The organism is Nocardioides sp. Z13_37 (assembly GCF_058355585.1).
The window spans coordinates 305063-322343 of sequence record NZ_JBZGDV010000005.1 but is presented as its reverse complement, the minus strand read 5'-3'; the positions used below and the strand labels follow the sequence as shown (position 1 = coordinate 322343).

At 70.3% G+C, this 17281-nt stretch carries 16 protein-coding genes and 1 pseudogene; 11 read left to right on the top strand and 6 right to left on the bottom strand.

The features are described from left to right. Window positions 1-39 precede the first annotated feature (39 nt). The 7 genes and pseudogenes from AC4H2S_RS14410 to AC4H2S_RS14380 all read left to right on the top strand — a co-directional run. Window positions 40-921 (top strand): annotated as a pseudogene (locus AC4H2S_RS14410) (NADH-quinone oxidoreductase subunit J); the annotation flags it as partial. Continuing rightward, window positions 918-1211 carry an NADH-quinone oxidoreductase subunit NuoK gene (nuoK, locus tag AC4H2S_RS14405; protein ID WP_129456153.1) on the top strand — a complete coding sequence of 98 codons (294 nt, stop codon included), beginning with the start codon at window positions 918-920 and terminating at the stop codon, window positions 1209-1211. The pseudogene AC4H2S_RS14410 and the gene nuoK, both read left to right, overlap by 4 nt. 52 nt (window positions 1212-1263) lie before the next feature. Next, entirely contained in the window at window positions 1264-3213 is a 1950-nt protein-coding gene (gene nuoL, locus AC4H2S_RS14400; protein ID WP_491497670.1) for an NADH-quinone oxidoreductase subunit L, read from the top strand. Window positions 3214-3280: 67 nt separating this feature from the next. Next, window positions 3281-4768 (top strand): NADH-quinone oxidoreductase subunit M, encoded by a 1488-nt coding sequence (locus tag AC4H2S_RS14395; RefSeq protein WP_491497657.1) that lies wholly within the window; start codon window positions 3281-3283, stop codon window positions 4766-4768. After that, complete coding sequence (gene nuoN, locus AC4H2S_RS14390; protein WP_491497656.1) at window positions 4765-6357, top strand: NADH-quinone oxidoreductase subunit NuoN; 1593 nt, start codon at window positions 4765-4767, stop codon at window positions 6355-6357. Before AC4H2S_RS14395 ends, nuoN begins: the two co-directional genes overlap by 4 nt. 17 nt (window positions 6358-6374) lie before the next feature. Continuing rightward, window positions 6375-7352, top strand: coding sequence for a polyprenyl synthetase family protein (locus tag AC4H2S_RS14385; RefSeq protein ID WP_491497669.1), 978 nt, complete (start codon window positions 6375-6377; stop codon window positions 7350-7352). A gap of 56 nt (window positions 7353-7408) precedes the next feature. Then, entirely contained in the window at window positions 7409-7618 is a 210-nt protein-coding gene (locus tag AC4H2S_RS14380) for a hypothetical protein (protein WP_491497655.1), read from the top strand. Window positions 7619-7641: 23 nt separating this feature from the next. Here AC4H2S_RS14380 and AC4H2S_RS14375 read toward each other — a convergent pair whose 3' ends face one another. The 4 genes from AC4H2S_RS14375 to rarD form a co-directional block, all read right to left on the bottom strand. Next, entirely contained in the window at window positions 7642-8355 is a 714-nt protein-coding gene (locus AC4H2S_RS14375) for a 3-keto-5-aminohexanoate cleavage protein (RefSeq protein ID WP_491497654.1), read from the bottom strand. Between the two features lie 78 nt (window positions 8356-8433). Beyond that, window positions 8434-8580, bottom strand: a complete 147-nt coding sequence (locus tag AC4H2S_RS14370; RefSeq protein ID WP_491497653.1) for a hypothetical protein — start codon at window positions 8578-8580, stop codon at window positions 8434-8436. A 727-nt stretch (window positions 8581-9307) separates the two neighbouring features. Further along, window positions 9308-9460: a hypothetical protein gene (locus tag AC4H2S_RS14365; protein ID WP_491497652.1), complete on the bottom strand. Its 153-nt coding sequence runs from the start codon at window positions 9458-9460 to the stop codon at window positions 9308-9310. Between the two features lie 269 nt (window positions 9461-9729). Beyond that, entirely contained in the window at window positions 9730-10638 is a 909-nt protein-coding gene (rarD, locus tag AC4H2S_RS14360) for an EamA family transporter RarD (protein ID WP_491497651.1), read from the bottom strand. Between the two features lie 100 nt (window positions 10639-10738). Between rarD and AC4H2S_RS14355 the strand changes: the two genes are divergently transcribed. After that, window positions 10739-11149, top strand: a complete 411-nt coding sequence (locus tag AC4H2S_RS14355) for a hypothetical protein (RefSeq protein WP_491497650.1) — start codon at window positions 10739-10741, stop codon at window positions 11147-11149. A gap of 33 nt (window positions 11150-11182) precedes the next feature. Here AC4H2S_RS14355 and AC4H2S_RS14350 read toward each other — a convergent pair whose 3' ends face one another. Both AC4H2S_RS14350 and AC4H2S_RS14345 read right to left on the bottom strand, forming a co-directional pair. Then, window positions 11183-12298, bottom strand: coding sequence for a 2-oxoacid:ferredoxin oxidoreductase subunit beta (locus AC4H2S_RS14350; protein WP_491497649.1), 1116 nt, complete (start codon window positions 12296-12298; stop codon window positions 11183-11185). Continuing rightward, a complete protein-coding gene (locus tag AC4H2S_RS14345) occupies window positions 12295-14238 on the bottom strand; it encodes a 2-oxoacid:acceptor oxidoreductase subunit alpha (protein WP_491497648.1) in 1944 nt (647 codons plus the stop codon). Before AC4H2S_RS14345 ends, AC4H2S_RS14350 begins: the two co-directional genes overlap by 4 nt. 234 nt (window positions 14239-14472) lie before the next feature. Here AC4H2S_RS14345 and AC4H2S_RS14340 point away from each other — a divergent pair, with 234 nt between their 5' ends. Genes AC4H2S_RS14340 through AC4H2S_RS14330 form a run of 3 tightly spaced genes read left to right on the top strand, consistent with a single transcriptional unit; the run spans window position 14473 to window position 17266 of the window. Next, window positions 14473-15522, top strand: coding sequence for a sulfate ABC transporter substrate-binding protein (locus AC4H2S_RS14340; protein WP_491497647.1), 1050 nt, complete (start codon window positions 14473-14475; stop codon window positions 15520-15522). A gap of 27 nt (window positions 15523-15549) precedes the next feature. Next, window positions 15550-16398, top strand: coding sequence for a sulfate ABC transporter permease subunit CysT (cysT, locus tag AC4H2S_RS14335; RefSeq protein WP_186340187.1), 849 nt, complete (start codon window positions 15550-15552; stop codon window positions 16396-16398). After that, entirely contained in the window at window positions 16391-17266 is an 876-nt protein-coding gene (locus tag AC4H2S_RS14330) for a sulfate ABC transporter permease (RefSeq protein WP_491497646.1), read from the top strand. The genes cysT and AC4H2S_RS14330 overlap by 8 nt, the downstream gene beginning before the upstream one ends. Window positions 17267-17281: the final 15 nt, after the last annotated feature.

Below are 17281 nucleotides of genomic sequence, written 5' to 3'. Positions count from 1 at the left end.
CTCCTCCGCTCCGCTCCTCCGCCCGACAACTCCGAGGGGACCCCGATGACCTTCTGGATCCTCGCCCCGATCATGGTCGCCGCCGCGCTGGGCATCCTGTTCGTCCGCAAGGCCGTGCACGCCGCGCTGCTGCTCGCCGTGGTGATGATCAGCCTGGCGTTCCTCTACGCCGTGCTCGACGCGCCGTTCCTCTTCGCGGTGCAGATCATCGTCTACACCGGCGCGATCTTGATGCTCTTCCTGTTCGTGATGATGCTCATCGGCGTCGACGCGACGGACTCGGTCGTGGAGACGATCCGCGGCCAGCGCACGATGGCGATCGTCCTGGGCCTGCTGTTCGGGATCGTGCTGGTCCTGGGCCTCAGCCAGGTCACCCTCGGCACGGTCGTTGGCCTCGACGAGGCCAACGCCGGTGGCAACGTGCCCGCGATCGCCAACATCCTGTTCTCCCGCTACGTCTTCGCCTTCGAGGCGACCAGCGCGCTGCTGATCACCGCCGCCCTCGGCGCGATGGTGCTCGCCCACCGCGAGCGCCTCACGCCCAAGGCGACGCAGGCCGACCTCGCCGCCCAGCGGCTGCGTGACTTCGCCGAGCACGGCAAGCACCTCGGCCCGCTGCCGTCGCCCGGCGTCTACGCCCGCCACAACGCGGTCGACACCCCGGCGCTGCTGCCCGACGGCACCGCGGCCGAGTCGTCGGTCTCGCGCGTGCTCGCCGCCCGCGGCACGGTGCGCTCGGCTCCGGCGTTCGCCGACGACATCGTCGACGTGCGCCGCCAGATCGGCGATCCCAGCGCGATGCCGGAGACCTCGGGCAAGGCCGGCTCGCCCGCCACGACCGAGGAGGACGTCGTCAAGCACGCCGACAGCCACGGCGCCGGTGACCCCATCGTCGGCACGGACAAGGACACGGACCAGTGACCCAGTACATCGTCCTCTCGGCGATCCTGTTCACCATCGGCTGCGTGGGCGTCCTGACGCGCCGCAACGCCATCGTGGTGTTCATGTGCGTCGAGCTGATGCTCAACGCCTGCAACCTGGCGTTCGTGGCCTTCGCCCGCCAGCACGGCAACCTCGACGGCCAGATCACCGCCTTCTTCGTGATGGTCGTGGCTGCTGCCGAGGTCGTGATCGGGCTCGCGATCATCATGACCATCTTCCGCACCCGACGCTCGGCCTCGGTCGACGACGCCAGCCTGCTGAAGTACTGAGGGAGCACTCGTGAACCTGTTGTCCCACTCGGTCCTCGCCGCAGGACTGCCGATGGCCGAGGGCGCCAACGCGCCGATCGTCGCGCCCGACACCGGTGCCGGCGGCGTCTTCGACCTGCTGTGGCTGGTCATCGCGCTCCCGCTGCTCGGCGCCGTCCTGCTGCTCGGCGTCGCGCCGTTCCTGCCCGCCTCGCTCAAGGCGATCGCCGACAAGCACGGCCACCTCCTCGGCACCGCGATGACCGCGCTGTCGTTCGTGGTCAGCCTCGTGCTGTTCATCGCGCTGCTCGGGCGCGAGGACGACGCCCGCCAGGTCGGCCAGCACCTCTGGACGTGGTTCGAGACCGGCTCGCTGACGGTCGGCATGGACCTGCTCTACGACCCGCTGTCCGCGCTGTTCCTGCTGCTCATCACCGGCGTCGGCGCGCTGATCCACGTCTACGCCATCGGCTACATGGAGCACGACCCGCGCCGCCGCCGCTTCTTCGGCTACCTCAACCTGTTCGTCGCGGCGATGCTCACGCTGATCCTCTCGGCCAACTTCGTGGGCCTGTTCCTGGGCTGGGAGGGCGTCGGCCTGGCGTCCTTCCTGCTCATCGGGTTCTGGCAGCACAAGCCGTCGGCCGCTGCCGCCGCCAAGAAGGCCTTCGTCATCAACCGCGTCGGCGACATCGGTCTGTCCCTGGCAATCGCGCTGATGTTCGCCACCTTCGGCACCACCGACTTCGGTGCCGTCAGCGAGCTCGCCGGCGAGGCCGGCCAGGGCACCCTCAACGCGCTGGGCCTGCTGCTCCTGCTCGCCGCGTGCGGCAAGTCGGCCCAGGTGCCGCTGCAGGCGTGGCTGCTCGACGCGATGGAGGGCCCGACCCCGGTCTCGGCCCTGATCCACGCCGCCACCATGGTCACCGCCGGCGTCTACCTCGTGGTGCGCTCCAACTTCATCTACGACCTCACACCGGTCGCCCAGACCGCCGTGGTCATCGTCGCCACCGTCACGCTCCTGTGGGGCGCGATCCTCGGCTGCGCCAAGGACGACATCAAGAAGGCGCTGGCCGGCTCCACGATGAGCCAGATCGGCTACATGATGCTCGCCGCCGGCCTCGGCCCGGTGGGCTACCCGTTCGCGATCTTCCACCTGCTCACGCACGGCTTCTTCAAGGCCAACATGTTCCTCGGCGCGGGCTCGGTCATGCACGGGATGAACGACGACGTCGACATGCGCCACTACGGCGCGCTCAACAAGGCGATGCCGATCACCTTCGTGACGTTCGCGATGGGCTACCTCGCGATCATCGGGTTCCCCGGGTTCTCGGGCTTCTGGTCCAAGGACAAGATCATCGAGTCGGCGCTGGCCGACAACCTCGTCATCGGTCTGCTCGCGCTGCTCGGCGCCGGCATCACGGCCTTCTACATGACCCGCCTGATGCTGATGACCTTCTTCACCAGCAAGCGCTGGGCGCCCGACGTGCACCCGCACGAGTCGCCCAAGGTGATGACGGTGCCGCTGGTCGTGCTGGCCGCGCTCTCGGTCCTCGGCGGCGTCCTGCTGTTCGGCGACTGGATCGTCACCTGGCTCGAGCCGGTCACCGGGCACGCGGAGCACCACGAGCCCCCGCTGCCGGCCATCGTGATCACGCTGATCATCACCGCCGTCGTCGCGCTCGGCGTGGCCGCGGCCTGGTTCCTGGTGGGCAAGCGCGAGGTCCCGCGCGAGGCGCCGCAGGACGTGTCGTTCGCGACGCGTGCGGCCCGCGCGGACCTCTACGGCGACGCCATCAACGACGCGGTCGTCGTGCGTCCCGGTGCCGAGCTCGTCGGCGGCCTGGCGACGTTCGACCGCGTGGGCGTCGACGGGGTGATCGAGGGTGGCTCGGCGGCCGTCGGCGGCGTGTCCAGGACGCTGCGACGGGTCCAGAACGGGTTCGTCCGCTCCTACGCCCTGTCGGTCCTCGGCGGTGCCCTCCTGGTCGTCCTCGCCCTCCTGGTGGTGAACCTCGGATGAGCACCCTCCAGAGCCCCCCGCCATCCCCGCTCAGCTCCTCCGTCGAACACCCCTGCGAGGACCCCGCATGACTCTCACGATCCTGATCCTGCTGCCGCTCGTCGGCGCGCTCGTCACGGCCTTCGTGCCGCACGCGCTCGCCCGGCTGGTCGGCCTCGGCTTCGCCGCGGCGACCCTGGTCGCTGCCGTCGTCGCCGCGACGCAGTACGACGTGGGCGGCGGCATGCAGCTCACCGAGACCCACACGTGGATCGAGTCGCTCGGCGTCCACTACGCGCTCGGCCTCGACGGACTCGGGCTGCTGATGGTCCTGCTCACGGTCGCGCTCGTGCCGATCGTGCTGCTGGCCGGCTGGAACGAGTCGGACGAGGCGGGCAACAGCGGCGCGAGGTCCTTCTTCGCCTGGACCCTCGCCCTCGAGGCCATGTCGCTGGCGGTCTTCACCGCCACCGACGTGCTGCTGTTCTACGTCGTGTTCGAGGCGACGCTGATCCCGGCCTACTTCCTGATCGGCGGCTTCGGCCGGGCCGGTCGCGGACGCGCCGCGACCAAGTTCCTCATCTACCAGCTCGGCGGCGGGCTCATCATGCTCGCCTCGGTGATCGGGCTCTACGTCGTCTCGGCCGACGCCGGCAACCCGAGCTTCCTGATCAGCGACCTGGCCGCCCTCGACATCGACGAGACCACCCAGCGCTGGCTGTTCGCCGGCTTCTTCATCGCCTTCGCGATCAAGGCGCCGATGTTCCCGGTGCACACCTGGCTCGCCGACACCACCGAGAAGGCGACCACCGGCACCTCCGTGCTGCTGGTCTGCATCCTCGACAAGATCGGCACCTTCGGGATGCTGCGGTTCTGCCTGGGGCTGCTGCCGGAGGCCTCGCAGTGGGCCACGCCGGCCGTCGTGGTCCTGGCGCTGATCTCGATCATCTACGGCGCGCTCGTCGCCATCGGCCAGGACGACGTCCTGCGCCTGATCGGCCTCACCTCGCTGTCGCACTTCGGCTTCATCGTGCTGGGAATCTTCGTCTTCAGCCCGACCGGTGGCTCCGGCGCGATCCTCTACATGGTCAACCACGGCATCGCGACGGCACTGATGTTCCTCGCCGCCGGGTTCCTGATCCGTCGCACCGGCACCGCGTCGATCCGCGAGATGGGCGGGGTGGAGAAGGCCGCCCCTGTGCTGGCCGGCTTCTTCCTCGTCGGCGGCCTCGCCGCGGCCGGCCTCCCCGGCCTGTCGCCGTTCGTCTCCGAGATGCTCGTCATCATCGCCGCGTTCGACTACCACTGGGTGGTCGGTGCGGTCGCGGTGCTCGCCATCGTCCTGGCCGCGTTCTACGCGCTCTGGATGTACCAGCGCACGATGACGGGCCCCGGCCGCGTCGACGCGGCCCCGGTGGCCGACCTCGACCGGCGTGAGACCGGCATCCTCGCCCCGCTGCTGCTCGCACTCGTGCTGTTCGGCTTCTACCCGATGCCGCTGCTCGACGTCATCAACCCGTTCGTCGACGACTCGCTCGCGAGCGTCGGCATCGGCCAGGAGGGTGGTCCCCAGTGACCGAGTTCGTGAAGCCCGTCGTCGACTACTTCGAGCTCTGGCCCCTGCTGGCCGTCTTCGGCGTGGCCTGCCTCGGCGTCGTCGTGGAGGCGTTCCTGCCGCGCGGGGTCCGCTACCCCGCCCAGGTCGTGCTCGCCCTCGGCGGCCTCGTGCTCGCCCTCGTCGGCGTCGTGCTGGTCGCCCAGGACGTCCCGACCTACGACGACGGCGAGGCGCGCGGCGTGCTCGCCATGGGCGGGACCATCGCGGTCGACGGACCGAGCCTCTTCATCTGGGGCCTGGTCCTCGCGCTGGCGATCGCCGGTGTGCTGCTCTTCGCCGAGCGGCACCTCGACGGCGGGGTGTCGGCGTTCGCCGGCCAGGCCGCCGCGGTGCCGGGCACCGACGCCGAGACGGCCTCGATCGCGGCCCACCGCGAGCACACCGAGGTCTACCCGCTGATGATGTTCGCGGTGTTCGGCATGATGCTGTTCCCCGCGGCCAACGACCTGCTGACGATGTTCGTCGGCCTCGAGGTCCTCTCGCTGCCGCTCTACCTGCTGAGCGGCCTGGCACGCAGGCGTCGCCTGCTCAGCCAGGAGGCCGCGCTCAAGTACTTCCTGCTCGGCGCGTTCTCCTCCGGCTTCTTCCTCTACGGCGCGGCGCTGCTCTACGGCTTCGCCGGCTCGCTCGACTTCGCCGCCATCAACGAGGCCGTCCGCAACGACGTCGGCAACCAGAGCCTGCTGCTCATCGGCACCGGCCTGCTCGCGGTGGGCCTGCTGTTCAAGGTCGGTGCCGTGCCGTTCCAGGCGTGGACGCCCGACGTCTACCAGGGCGCGCCGACCCCGGTCACCGCCTTCATGGCGGCCGGCACCAAGGTCGCCGCGTTCGGCGCGCTGATGCGGCTGTTCTACGTCGCCCTGGGCGCCGACCGCTGGTCGTGGCAGCCGATGCTGTGGATCATCGCCGTGCTCTCCATGTTCGTGGGCGCCGCGCTGGCCATCACCCAGAGCGACATCAAGCGACTGCTGGCCTACTCCTCCATCGCGCACACCGGCTTCATCCTCACCGGCGTCGTGGGGCTGCAGGCCACCGACCAGCTGGCCCCGGGCGAGATCACCTCGCTCCAGGCCGTGCTGTTCTACCTCGCGACCTACGGCTTCGCCACGATCGGCGCCTTCGCCGTCGTGAGCCTGGTCCGCGACAGCGGCGGCGAGACCACCGCGATCGACCGTTGGGCCGGCCTGGGCAAGGAGTCCCCGATCGTGGCCGCGGTGTTCGCGTTCTTCCTGCTGGCGATGGCGGGCATCCCGCTCACCTCCGGCTTCGTGGGCAAGCTCGCGGTCTTCTCCGCGGCGCTCGCCGCCGGTGCGTGGCCGGTGGTCATCGCGGCCGTGGTCGCGAGCATCATCGCCGCGTTCCTCTACGTCCGGGTCATCAAGGTCATGTACTTCGACAAGCCCGTCGGCGACGGTCCGAGCGTGGCCTACCCGTCGGTGCTCACCGCGACGACGATCGCCGTCGGGGCCGCGGTGACCCTCGTCCTCGGCGTGCTGCCGGGGCCGGTGCTCGACCTGGCGGCGGTTGCGGGAGAATTCATCAGGTGACCGACACGTCCCTCGCCATGCCCGTCGTCGACGCCGCTCTCGAGCAGCGGCTGGTCGAGCGGATGGCGCGCATCGAGGGGATGCTCGCCGACCACTGCCGCGGGCGTGCCCAGTTCGTCTCGGAGGCGGCGACGCACCTGATGATGGCCGGTGGCAAGCGCTTCCGTCCGCTGCTGGTGCTGCTGGCCGCCGAGGCCGGGCCCGACCCCGACGCCGACGCCGTCTACACGGCCGCGTGCGTGGTCGAGCTGACCCACGTGGCCTCGCTCTACCACGACGACGTGATGGACGAGGCGGCGTTGCGCCGCGGCGCACGCACTGCCAACGCGCGCTGGGACAACAACGTCGCGATCCTCACCGGCGACTTCCTGTTCGGCCGCTCCTCCGAGCTCACCGCCGAGCTCGGCCCGGAGGCGGTGCTCATCCAGGCGCGTACGTTCACCCGCCTCGTCGAGGGCCAGATCATGGAGACCGTGCCGCCGGGGCCGGGGGAGGACCCGCTCGCGCACTACCTCGACGTCGTGGCCGGCAAGACCGGCTCCCTCATCGCCACGTCCGCGCGCTACGGCGCGATGTTCAGCGGGGCGCGTCCGGAGGTCGTGGAGGCGCTCAGCTCCTACGGCGAGATCGTCGGCTCGGCGTTCCAGCTCACCGACGACATCCTCGACATCGCCTCGGAGTCCGACACGTCGGGCAAGACGCCGGGCACCGACCTGCGCGAGGGCGTGCCCACCCTCCCCGTGCTGATGGCCCAGGCCTCGACCGACCCGGCCGACGCCCGCCTGCTCAGCCTGCTCGGCCGCCCGCTCACCGACGACGCCGAGCACGCCGAGGCCCTCGAGCTGATGCGCCGCCACCCGGCGATGCAGCAGGCGCGCGACCACGTCCTCAGCGAGGCCGCCCGGGCGAAGAAGCTCCTCGAGGCCCTCGATCCCGGCCCGGTCCGCACCGCCCTGGAGTCGTTCGCCGACATCGTCGCCACGCGTACGTCCTGACCCGCGGTCGACCCGGCTGATCCTGCCGCGGATGCGCGCGGCCCTATCCTGCGAGCATGTCGCCGGGTGACGTTCGTGGAGTGCTGCTGCCGGTGAGCCTGGTCGTGCTGATCTGGGCGCAGGTGCTGGAGTCCCGTGATCGGGACCGTCGCGAGCGTGAGTCGCGCACGCGCCCTCAGCCGCTGCAGCGCACGCGGCTGTCGCGGGTGCTCCTCGGGCTGGCAGGCGTCGGCCTGGCCGTCTCGACGATCACCATCTTCTTGTGACCGGCCCGCGTGGCGCCGCGGCGTCACGTCCAGGCGAGCGCGGCTCGGACCAGCGAGGCGTTGTCGGGGGCCGGCGTACCGTCGGGAAGGGTCAGGGTGTCCTCGAGCCCGATCCGGGTGTCGAGCCCGAGGTGGCGTGCGTGCTCCAGCACCGGCCACGCGCTCCGGTCCTCGCCGTGGAGCAGGACGGGGACGGCGTTCGCGCCGTCGCCGAGGAGGGCGAGCATGCGATCGGCCAGGTCGCAGCACCGTGCCGTGTCGGGCTCGTCCGGAAGCTCCAGCAGCACGCGCACGCACCGCTCCCGCAACGGCGACGCCAGCCAGGCCCGCAGCGCGTCCTCGGTCCACAGCCCCGCCTCGACCGCGACCCCTCGCTGGAGGAGCGCGTCGGCGATCTGCTCCGCGCCGTCCTCGTGCCAGTTGACGGAGGCGAAGTCAGGAAGCACGGTCCACGAGCGGATGGCGGAGAGGCGGTCCTCGACGGCCGGCGCGGCCCAGGCCCCCGTGGTGATGCCGACCGGCGTGCCGGGCGACGCGGCGCGGATCGCCTCGAGCGTCTCGGCGACCGCGTCCGAGCGGAACGTGTCCCTACCGGACGCGTCCTTCTGGTGCACGTGCACCATCGCCGCGCCCGCTCCTGTCGCTGCGACGACGTCGGCTGCGAGCTGGGCGGGAGTCACCGGGAGCGCGGGGTGCTCGGCAGGCAGGCGGGGACCGTTGAGACAGGCCTTCAGCATGACGGCAGGGTAGCGGCGTGGGCGGCGATCGAGGCACGCCTCGAGCCGATCGAAGCATGCCGCCGCGGCCGTCCCGGGTCACCCGCCGCCGGCACCGCCGTCGCCGCCGGCTCCGCCGTCACCGGCCTGGCTGCCGGTCCTGGTCGCCTTCAGGGGGCCGCGGCGAGCGTTCTCGACCACCAGGCCGATGAGCACGACGAGGAGAACGACGACGAGGTAGATCATCGCGCTCGCCGCCTCGGTCGCGACGGGTCGCGCGGCGTCAGCATCACTGGCATGGGACCCCCAAGGCGTCGAGACACCGCAGTCTGCCACCGCTGCGGCTTCAGCACGAGGGTGCAGGCGCCCCGCAGCGGATCGTCGCCTCGGGCGCCAGTGCGCGCTGGCTGCCGGGCGGGACGCGTGCGTGCCGGTGGCCCCGCTATCGAGTGGGACGCGTGCGTGCCGGTGGCCCCGATATCGAGTGGGACGCGTGCGTGCCGGTGGCCCCGATATCGAGTGGGACGCGTGCGCGCCGGTGGCCCCGCTTCCGGGTGGGACGCGTGCGCGCCGGTGGCCCCGCTACCGGGTGTGGGGCGGGGTCCGGGGACGGCTGGTGGCCCGCGCGCCACCCGTGGCGCCGTTGCCGGTTTATCAAGGGATGCAGACGAACCGGCACTTCCCATGGCGAGCTGACCATGGGAAGTGCTGGTCCGACGACATACCTTGATGAAGCGGGGGCCTGATCGGCGAAGGCGTGGGATTCCGGGTGGCCGGGTGGGCTGGGTGGGCCGGGTGGGACCGGCACAGAGCAGCAAGGTTGTCGGTCTGGGTCGGGTCGGGCTGCGGTCTGCCGTCTGTGGCGGCGTCGTGGTCGAAGGGGATGACGTGGTCGATGTCGCAGCCGCGGGCGGGGCGGGTGCAATTACTCATCACAACTCTTCAAGACAGGTGTTGCGTCACCACCTAGAACTCACCTGCGGTCCCGGAGGGCGATCTGGTCGCGGAGCTTGTCGGGGATCTCGTAGGCGTCGGTGTGGAGCTGGGTGTTGAGGTCGATGACCGGCTTGATGGTGACCTTGGTGCGCGAGTCGGTGCACCGGCCGCGGAGGTGGTCGAGCAGCACGAGCCGTTGCCCCGCCTCCGCCCGAGCAGGGCCGCTAGGACAGTCTCGTCCCCGCTGGGACACCCGGATCCGGGTGGTTGAGCGGGGTCGTGACCGCTTGAGGACGCCCGGTCGGCCCGATGCGCCCGGCGACGGCGGCGACCTGCGCCACCCGCTCGTGGCCAGCGCCCCGAGCATGCGCTCGATTCCACCGTCGACACCGACAACCACCTGCGCGCGCTTGATCCGTCGATACACCGAGCTCGCTCCTGGGAAGCGCAGGCCCTCGGTCAGGCGGCGCTGGCCTGCGCGACGAGGCGCAGCTGACGGCGACGGTGGTTGAGCGCCTCGACGGTGAAGATCGCGAGGGCCACCCACACGAGCCCGAAGCCGATCCAGCGACTGGCGGGCATGTCCTCGTGGAAGACGAGGATGCCCAGGGCGAACTGGAGGATGGGGGCGAGGTACTGCAGCAGCCCCAGCGACACCATCGAGACCCGGTTGGCCGCCGCCCCGAACAGCATGAGGGGGATGGCGGTGATCACTCCGGTGGTGGTGAAGAGCAGCGCGTGCCCGACCCCGTGGCCGCCGAAGCCGGACTGGCCGGCCGCCACGAGCCAGACGAGGTACCCCGCCGCGAACGGCGCGATGACCAGGGTCTCCAGCGTGATGCTCTCCACGGCGCCGGCGCCTGCCGTCTTCTTGAGCAGGCCGTAGGTGGCGAAGGAGAACGCGAGCAGCAGGGCCACCCAGGGTGGCTGGCCGTAGTCGACGGTGAGCACGACGACGGCGAGGAGGGCGAGCGCCATGGCGATCCACTGCAGCCGCCGGAGGTGCTCGCCGAGGAGCAGCACGCCCATCAGCACGGTGACGAGCGGGTTGATGAAGTAGCCCAGGGAGGTCTCGACGACGCGGTCGTTGTTGACGCCCCAGATGTAGCCGCCCCAGTTGACGGTGATGATGAGCGCCGCGCAGACGAGGAGCAGCAGCCGGCGCCGGTCGCGCAGCAGCGCCCGGAAGTGCCCGACGCGTTGCGACAGCACGAGGATGACGACCATCGTCAGCACCGACCACACGATGCGGTGGGCGAGGATCTCGATGGCACCGGCCGGCTGGAGCAGCGTCCAGTAGAGGGGAAAGGTGCCCCAGAGCGTGTAGGCGAGCGCGCCGAAGATCAGTCCGCGACGGCTATCTGGCACTCCGGGAGTCTAGGGGGACACCGTCACCTACGATGGGCGCCGTCGGGGTCCGGGGGACCTCGACGATCAGACAGTCACACCACTCGAGGGGGAACTCACCATGCGGATCGTCCGCACCGTCCTGGCGGCGCTGATCGCCGCCCTGCTCGTCGCCGGCGTGCTCAGCACGGGCGCGAACGCCGGGTCGCAGCCCAAGCGGATCATCGAGGAGGTCCCGCCGCGCACCAAGCAGGTCTCCTACAACGCCTTCAAGCTCAAGGGCACGGTGAGCGAGCCGCAGGCCGACGGCACCGTGCTGCCCTACGCCAACCAGAAGGTGAAGATCCTCAAGAAGAAGTGCGGCTCCTGCAAGTGGAAGACCGTGAAGAAGGTCAAGACCAACGACAAGGGCGTCTTCAAGACCCGCATCTACGCCCCGGAGCGGGGCCGCTGGAAGTGGCGCTCCAAGGTCGACCACTCCAACGGCTTCGGCAACACCAAGGGCAAGGTCTGGACGCTCTACTTCGACTGAGCGCCGCTCACCAGCCGACCACCACCCGGACGATCAGATGATCGTCCAGGTGTCGCCACCGCCGATCAGCCCCGCCAGACGAGCGGAGCGGTCGGCGGTGTCGTCGTTGGTGGCCTCCTCGACGGCGGCGGTGACCTGCGCGCGGGCCTGGTCGTCGTAGGTCGGGCGCTGCACCTGGCGGAAGATCCCGATCGGCGCCTGGTGGAGGTAGTCGGCGGCGGTCAGCCGGCTGATGGCGAACGCCGTCGACGGGTCGGGGCTGTGGGCGTCGTGCACGAGCACGGCGTCCTCGCCGACGTCGGCGACCAGGGCGACCTTGACGCCACCGGTCTCGGGGTCGCGTACGACGCCCTTGGCTCCGCGGCCGTCCTCGAGCGGGGCGCCGAAGCGGATCGGCTCCCCGTGCACGAGCGGGATGATCGCGTCGGCCTTGGTGTCGGGCGACTTGATGGCGTCGAACGCGCCGTCGTTGAAGATCGGGCAGTTCTGGTAGATCTCGACCAGCGACGTGCCGCGGTGGGCTGCGGCCGCGGCCAGCACCGAGGTGAGGTGCTTGCGGTCGGAGTCGATCGTGCGTGCCACGAACGTCGCCTCGGCGCCGAGTGCCAGCGACACCGGGTTGAACGGGTGGTCGACCGAGCCCATCGGCGTCGACTTGGTGACCTTGCCGGCCTCCGAGGTGGGGGAGTACTGGCCCTTGGTGAGGCCGTAGATCCGGTTGTTGAACAGCAGGATCGTCATGTTGACGTTGCGGCGCAGGGCGTGGATCAGGTGGTTGCCGCCGATCGACAGCGCGTCGCCGTCACCGGTGACGACCCACACCGACAGGTCCTCGCGCGCGGTGGCGATGCCGGTCGCGATCGACGGCGCCCGGCCGTGGATCGAGTGCATGCCGTAGGTGTCGAGGTAGTAGGGGAAGCGCGACGAGCAGCCGATGCCGGAGACGAAGACGATGTTCTCGCGGCGCAGGCCGAGGTCGGGCAGGAACGACTGGACGGCCTTGAGCACGGCGTAGTCGCCGCAGCCGGGGCACCAGCGCACCTCCTGGTCGGAGGTGAAGTCCTTGCCGGTCTGCGGGGCCTCGCTCGCCGGCACCGACTCGGTGCCGGAGCGGAAGGCGGGCAGGCCCAGGTCGGTCTGGCTGGTCATCGGATGTGCTCCTTCTGGGTCGGCTCGCCCCACACGCCGAGGTCGATCTCGATGCCCTCGGCCTGGCCGACGAGCTCGCCGATGGCGTGGGCGAGCTCGGTGGCCTTGAGCGGCAGGCCGCGGACGTGGTTGTAGCCGACCGCGTCGACGAGGTACTTCGCGCGCAGCAGCAGCGAGAGCTGGCCGAGGTTCATCTCGGGCACCAGCACCTTGTCGTAGCCCTTGAGGACCTCGCCGAGGTTGCTGGGGAAGGGGTTGAGGTGGCGCAGGTGGACCTGCGCGACGTGGTAGCCGGCCTTGCGGACGCGGCGTACGCCGGCGCCGATGGGGCCGTAGGTCGAGCCCCACCCGAGGACGAGCACCTTGGCCTCGCCCGAGGGGTCGTCGACCTCGACGAGCGGGATGGAGTCGGCGATCCGGTCGACCTTGGCCTGGCGGGTGCGGACCATGAAGTCGTGGTTGGCCGGGTCGTAGGAGATGTTGCCGTGCCCGTCGCCCTTCTCGAGGCCGCCGATGCGGTGCTCGAGCCCGGGGGTGCCGGGGATCGCCCACGGGCGGGCCAGGGTGGCCTCGTCGCGCAGGTAGGGCCAGAACTCGGAGGTGACCGTGTCGTCGTCGTTGGTGACCGTGTAGTTCTTCTCGGTCGCGAAGTCGGGGTCGATCACGGGCAGCTCGTCGACGGCCGGGACCCGCCACGGCTCGGAGCCGTTGGCGAGGTAGCCGTCGGAGAGCAGCAGCACCGGGGTGCGGTAGGTGACGGCGATCCGGGTGGCCTCGACGGCCGCGGCGAAGCAGTCGCCGGGTGACTGGGGGGCCACGATCGGCACCGGGGCCTCGCCGTTGCGCCCGAACATCGCCTGCAGCAGGTCGGCCTGCTCGGTCTTGGTCGGCAGGCCGGTCGAGGGCCCGCCGCGCTGGACGTCGACGACGACGAGCGGCAGCTCGGTCATCACGGCGAGGCCGATGGCCTCCGACTTCAGCGCGACACCGGGGCCGGAGGTGGACGTCACGCCCAGGTGGCCGGCGTACGACGCACCGATGGCCGCGCCGACGCCGGCGATCTCGTCCTCGGCCTGGAAGGTCGTGACGCCGAACGACTTGTGCTTGCTCAGCTCGTGGAGGATGTCGGAGGCCGGCGTGATCGGGTAGGTGCCGAGGAACAGCGGGAGCCCGGACTGCACGCCGCCCGCGACCAGGCCGTAGGCCAGCGCGAGGTTGCCGGTGATGTTGCGGTAGGTGCCGGGCGGCATGGTGGCCGGCTTGATCTCGTACTGCACGGCGAAGGTCTCGGTGGTCTCACCGAAGTTCCACCCGGCCTTGAACGCCGCGAGGTTGGCGTCGCGGATGGCGGGCACCTTGGCGAAGCGCTTGGTCAGGAACGCCGTCGTCGGGTCGGTGGGGCGTCCGTACATCCACGACAGCAGGCCGAGGGCGAACATGTTCTTGGCGCGCGAGGCGTCCTTGCGCGAGAGGCCGAAGTCCTTGACCGCCTCGACCGTCATCCCGGTGAGGTCGACGGGGTGCACGGCGTAGGCGTCGAGGCTGTCGCCGTCGAGCGGGTTGGCGGTGTAGCCGGCCTTGGTGAGGTTGCGCGCGGTGAAGTCGTGCGTGTCGACGATGATCGTCGCGCCCTTGTGGAGGTCGCCGAGGTTGGCGCGCAGCGCGGCCGGGTTCATCGCGACCAGCACGTCGGGCGCATCGCCGGCGGTGAGGATGTCGTGGTCGGCGAAGTGCACCTGGAACGACGAGACGCCCGGCAGGGTGCCCTGGGGTGCCCGGATCTCGGCCGGGAAGTTGGGCAGCGTCACCAGGTCGTTGCCGAAGGCGGCGGTCTCCTGCGTGAACCGGTCGCCGGTCAGCTGCATGCCGTCACCGGAGTCGCCTGCGAACCGGATGATGACGCGGTCGAGCTGCTTGACCTGCTTGTCGGTGTGGGTCACCTCTTGCCCTGCTTCCTACGTGTCGCGAGAGTCCTCTCCCAACTGCCCACAGTAGTCGCGGCCCGGTCGACATCCGGCCCCTCCCCACGTGATGGACGCCTCGTTCCCAGTGCCCGCCGACGAGAGCGGACGACCGCGGGACTCGCCCGATCCGTGAGCAATGTCAGTCACGTCAATAAAGTCATGTATGTTTCTCGACATTGCACACCCGATCGAGAAAGTCGAGCATCCCCCATGCAGATCCGTTCACGTACCGCTCTCGCGGCCGCAGTCGTCGGGGCCACCCTCTCCGCGCTGGCCCTGTCCGCCTGCGCCCCCGGTGGCGCCAGCAGCTCCGACGAGGATGCCGCCGAGACCATCCACATCGTCGGGTTCGCGGTCCCCGAGGCCGCCAACAAGGCCATCGCCGAGGAGTTCGCCAAGACGCCTGACGGCGAGGGCGTGAAGTTCCAGACCTCCTACGGTCCTTCGGGGGACCAGAGCCGCGCGGTCGCCGCCGGTCTCAAGGCCGACTACGTCCACATGTCGGTGCCCACCGACGTCACCCGCCTGGTCGACGAGGGCCTCGTGGCCGACGACTGGGACGCGGGCGACAACAAGGGCGTCGTGTCCACCTCGGTCGTCGTCTTCGGCGTCCGCGACGGCAACCCCAAGAACATCAAGACGTGGGCCGACCTGGTCAAGCCGGGCGTCGAGATCGTGACCGCGAACCCCGCCTCGTCGGGCGCCGCGCGCTGGAACGCCCTCGCCGCCTACGGCCAGGTCATCAGCGACGGCGGCACCGACAAGGAGGCCACTGACTACGTCAACAAGTTCTTCAAGAACGTCGTCTCGCTCCCCGGCAGCGGTCGCGACGCCACCACGGCGTTCCTCGGCGGCACCGGCGACGTGCTCATGGCCTACGAGAACGAGGCCATCCTCGCCGCGCAGAACGACGAGGCCTTCGAGTACATCATCCCGGAGACCACGCTGAAGATCGAGAACGCCGGGGCCATCCTCGAGGACGCCTCCGAGCCGTCGCAGGCATGGCTCGACTTCGTCCTCTCCGACGAGGGCCAGAGGCAGTTCGCCCTGACCGGGTTCCGCCCGCTCCGCGACGACGTCGACTACGGCGGCACCGTCGAGGGTGCGACGGACCCGTCCAACCCGTTCCCCGAGGTGCCCACCCTGCTGACGGTCGACGAGGACTTCGGTGGCTGGGACGAGGTGTCGACGAAGTTCTTCGACGAGGAGAACGGCATCATCTTCGAGGCCATCCTCAACGCCGGCCTCTCGCTCGAGTGACACCCCGGTCACCCCATCACCTCCACCATGACCTCTCCTGAGATCGCAGCGGTCCGACCGGCGAGGGCTCCTCGCCGGTCGGGTCCGCGCTCCACGCTCACGCGGTCGTCGGGTCTCGGGCTCGGCATCGCCATGATCTGGTTCAGCGCGCTGGTCCTGATCCCCCTGGCGGCGGTCGTCGTCACCGCCGTCGACGGCGGCTGGGACGTCTTCTGGGCGACCATCACCAACGGCCAGACCGCCGCCGCCATCAAGCTCACCGTCTTCACCGCGCTCGGCGTCACGGCCGTCAACGTCGTGATGGGCCCGCTCATCGCCTGGGTGCTCGTCCGCGACCGGTTCTGGGGCAAGTCGGTGCTCGAGGTGATGATCGACATCCCCTTCGCGCTGCCGACCATCGTCGCCGGCCTGGTGCTGCTCTCGCTCTACGGCACCGACAGCCCACTCGGCATCGACATCGCCAACCAGCGTCCGGCCGTCTTCCTCGCGTTCTTGTTCGTCACGCTGCCGTTCGTCGTGCGGATGGTGCAGCCGGTGCTCGAGGAGCTCGACCTCGACGTCGAGGAGGCTGCCGCCTCGCTCGGCGCGAGCCGGTTCACCACGTTCCGCCGCATCATCCTGCCCAGCCTGACGCCGGCCATCACCGCCGGCGCCGCCCTGTCCTTCGCCCGCGGCGTCAGCGAGTACGGCTCGCTGGTGCTGCTGTCGGGCAACCTCCCGTTCAAGACCGAGGTCACCTCCGTGCGCATCCTCAGCAGCATCGAGAACGACAACGTCCCGGCGGCCGCGGCCGTCGCCACGGTGCTGCTGGCGATCTCGCTCGCGGTGATCGTGCTCCTGGACCTGATCCAGAGGCGGGTGGCCGCACGTGGCTGACACCCTCGTCCACGACCTCGATGCGGCGGTGCCGCCCGTCGAGGAGCGCCGCCGTCCCCCGCGCGTGCGCAGGACCCCGACGACCTACGTGCTGCGGCTCATCGTCACCGCCTACCTGTTCCTCCTGGTCGCCTGGCCGGTGTCGCTGGTCGTGACCCACACCTTCGCGAACGGGTGGGAGTCGATCGCCTCGCTGCTCTCCGACCCCGACATGGTGGTGGCGCTCCAGCTGAGCGCGTACGTCGCCGTGTGGTCGGTCGTGATCAACACGCTCTTCGGCGTGGGGATCTCGCTGCTGCTCGTGCGCCAGGAGTTCCCCGGCAAGCGACTGCTCAACTCGCTGCTCGACATCCCCCTGTCGGTGTCACCGATCGTCGTGGGCCTCGCGCTGGTGCTGGTCTACGGCAGCCGCAACGGCTGGCTCGGGCCGACGCTCGCCGACTGGGGCTTCCAGGTCATCTTCTCGACGCCCGGCATCATCATGGCGACGACCTTCGTCGCGCTGCCGCTGATGATCCGCGAGCTCGTCCCCGTGCTCGAGGAGATCGGCACCGACCAGGAGCAGGCCGCCGAGAGCCTGGGGGCCAACTCCCTCCAGCGGTTCTGGCGGATCACGCTGCCGTCCATCAAGTGGGGCATCGTCTACGGCGTCGTGCTGACCCTGGCCCGCTCGCTCGGCGAGTTCGGCGCGGTCAAGGTCGTCTCCGGCAACGTCCTCGGGCAGACCCGCACGGCCACCCTCGCGGTCGAGGAGAAGTACCTCAACTTCGACCAGCAGGGCGCCTACGCGACCGCCTTCCTGCTCGCGATGGTGTCGGTGGCCTGCATCGTCGTCGTCGCGATCATCCGTCCCAAGAACCGTCACTGACCGACCCGGCGACCA